The following is a 2,500-nucleotide window of genomic DNA, read 5'->3' on the forward strand; positions in this document are numbered from 1 at the left end:
CAGCACCAGCGCGACCTCGGCCTCACCGTCACCACCTCCAACCTGTGCAGCGAGATCACGCTGGCGACCGGCCCGGATCATCTCGGCCGCGACCGCACCGCCGTCTGCTGCCTGTCGTCGCTCAACTGCGAGACCTGGGAGGAGTGGAAGGGCGACCGCCGCTTCATCGAGGACGTCATGCGCTTCCTCGACAACGTCCTGCAGGACTTCATCGAGCGCGCGCCCGACGCCATGGCGCGGGCGAAGTACAGCGCCATGCGCGAGCGCTCGGTCGGGCTCGGCGTCATGGGCTTCCACAGCTTCCTGCAGGGCATGGGCATCCCGCTCGAGAGCGCGCTCGCCAAGTCCTGGAACCTGCGGATCTTCCGCCACATCAAGGAGCGCGCCGACGCCGCCTCGATGGTGCTGGCGGTCGAGCGCGGTCCCTGCCTCGACGCCGCCGAGACCGGCACCATGGAGCGCTTCAGCCACAAGATCGCGATCGCGCCGACGGCCTCGATCTCGATCATCTGCGGCGGCACCTCGGCCGGCATCGAGCCGATCCCGGCCAACCTCTACACCCACAAGACGCTGTCCGGCTCGTTCGCGGTGAAGAACCGCCATCTCGAGACGCTGCTGCGCCAGAAGGGGCACGATCGCGACGAGGTCTGGGATTCGATCCTGGAGCACGAGGGCTCGGTCCAGCATCTCGACTTCCTCTCCGCGGACGAGAAGGCGTGTTTCCGCACCGCCTTCGAGATCGACCAGCGCTGGCTGCTGGAGTTCGCGGCCGACCGCACGCCCCATGTCTGCCAGTCGACCTCGCTCAACCTCTTCCTGCCGGGCGACGCGGAGAAGTGGGACCTCCTCATGCTCCACTACCGGGCGTGGGAGATGGGGCTGAAGAGCCTCTACTACTGCCGCTCGAAGAGCGTGCAGCGCGCCGCCTTCGCCGGCGGCGTCGAGGCCGACAACACGATCGACCGGCGCCGCCTGCTGGCCGAGGTCCGCGACTACGACGAGTGCCTGGCCTGCCAGTGAGGGCGGCCGGGATCGAGGGACCGATCATGCGCTGCGAAATCCGCCTGCTGCGGCCGGACCTGCTCGCCCGGTTCGGGATGCCGGGCTACCAGACGCCGATGGCGGCCGGCATCGACCTCGTCGCCTGCCTGGAGGCGCCGCTGGTGCTGGCGCCGCAGGCGCCGGCCGTGCTGGTGCCGAGCGGCATCGCCGTCCACATGGCCGACCCCGCCGTCGCCGCCATGATCTATCCGCGCTCCGGCCTCGCCCACAAGCGGGGCCTCGTGCTGGGCAACGGCGTCGCCGTCATCGACGCCGACTACCAGGGCGAGATCATGGTCTCGGTGTGGAACCGCAATCCCGCCGGCGACGCGGCGGCGGCGATCACGATCGAGCCCGGCGACCGCATCGCCCAGCTCGTCTTCGTGCCGATCCTGCGGCCCGAATTCGCCATCGTCGACCAGTTCTCGGCCACCTCCCAGCGCGGCGCCGGCGGCTTCGGCTCGACCGGCATCGCCGCCGCCTGACCTTCCAGCCCCGCGAGCCCCCGATGCCCCTCCTCTCCGCCCGCAAGCTCTACAAGCCCTTCGAGTATCCCTGGGCCTACGAGTTCTGGAAGCGCCAGCAGCAGATCCACTGGATGCCGGAGGAGGTGCCGCTGGGCGAGGATTGCCGCGACTGGGCGCGCAAGCTGACGGCGCACGAGCGCAACCTGCTGACCCAGATCTTCCGCTTCTTCACCCAGGCCGACGTCGAGGTGCAGGACTGCTACCACGAGCGCTACGGCCGGGTGTTCAAGCCGACCGAGATCAAGATGATGCTGACGGCCTTCTCCAACATGGAGACGATCCACATCGCCGCCTACAGCCACCTGCTCGACACCATCGGCATGCCGGAGTCCGAGTACGGCGCCTTCCTGCAGCACCGCGAGATGGCGGCCAAGCACGACTACATGCAGAATTTCGGGGTCGGCAGCGATGCCGACATCGCCCGCACGCTGGCGATGTTCGGCGCCTTCACCGAGGGGCTGCAGCTCTTCGCCAGCTTCGCCATGCTGATGAACTTCCCGCGCTTCAACAAGATGAAGGGGATGGGCCAGATCGTCTCCTGGTCGGTGCGCGACGAGAGCCTGCATTGCGAGGGCATCGTCCGCCTCTTCCACGCCTTCGCGCGCGAGACCGGCTGCCTGACGCGGGCGGTGAAGGACGACATCGTCGACTGCTGCCGCACCGTCGTCGCCCTCGAGGACGACTTCATCGACCTCGCCTTCGAGATGGGGCCGGTCCAGGGCATGACGGCCGCCGACCTCAAGCGCTACATCCGCTACATCGCCGACTGGCGCCTGAAGCAGCTCGGCCTGCCCGCCCTCTTCCACGTCGAGCAGCACCCGCTGCCCTGGCTGACTTCGATCCTCAACGGCGTCGAGCACGCCAACTTCTTCGAGACCCGCTCGACCGAATATTCCAAGGCCGCCACCCGCGGCGACTGGTCCGCCACCTGG

General features: G+C 68.5%; 2 protein-coding genes and 1 pseudogene. All 3 read left to right on the forward strand.

Annotated features, from left to right (window positions below):
* Positions 1 to 1,020: pseudogene (locus ACE3Q3_RS21490) on the forward strand (ribonucleotide-diphosphate reductase subunit alpha); the annotation flags it as partial.
* A gap of 26 nt (positions 1,021 to 1,046) precedes the next feature.
* Positions 1,047 to 1,526, forward strand: a complete 480-nt coding sequence (dut, locus tag ACE3Q3_RS21495) for a dUTP diphosphatase (RefSeq protein ID WP_374449415.1) — start codon at positions 1,047 to 1,049, stop codon at positions 1,524 to 1,526.
* Between the two features lie 23 nt (positions 1,527 to 1,549).
* Positions 1,550 to 2,500: ribonucleotide-diphosphate reductase subunit beta (locus ACE3Q3_RS21500; RefSeq protein WP_374449417.1), on the forward strand; the 951-nt coding region annotated here is incomplete at its 3' end.

It is taken from the genome of Allostella sp., assembly GCF_041913585.1.
Lineage (GTDB): Bacteria > Pseudomonadota > Alphaproteobacteria > ATCC43930 > Allostellaceae > Allostella.

What these genes read in the sequence shown, in the direction of transcription:
- dut (WP_374449415.1), top strand. Translation starts at nt 1,047, where the DNA reads ATGCGCTGCGAAATCCGCCTGCTGCGGCCGGACCTGCTCGCCCGGTTC.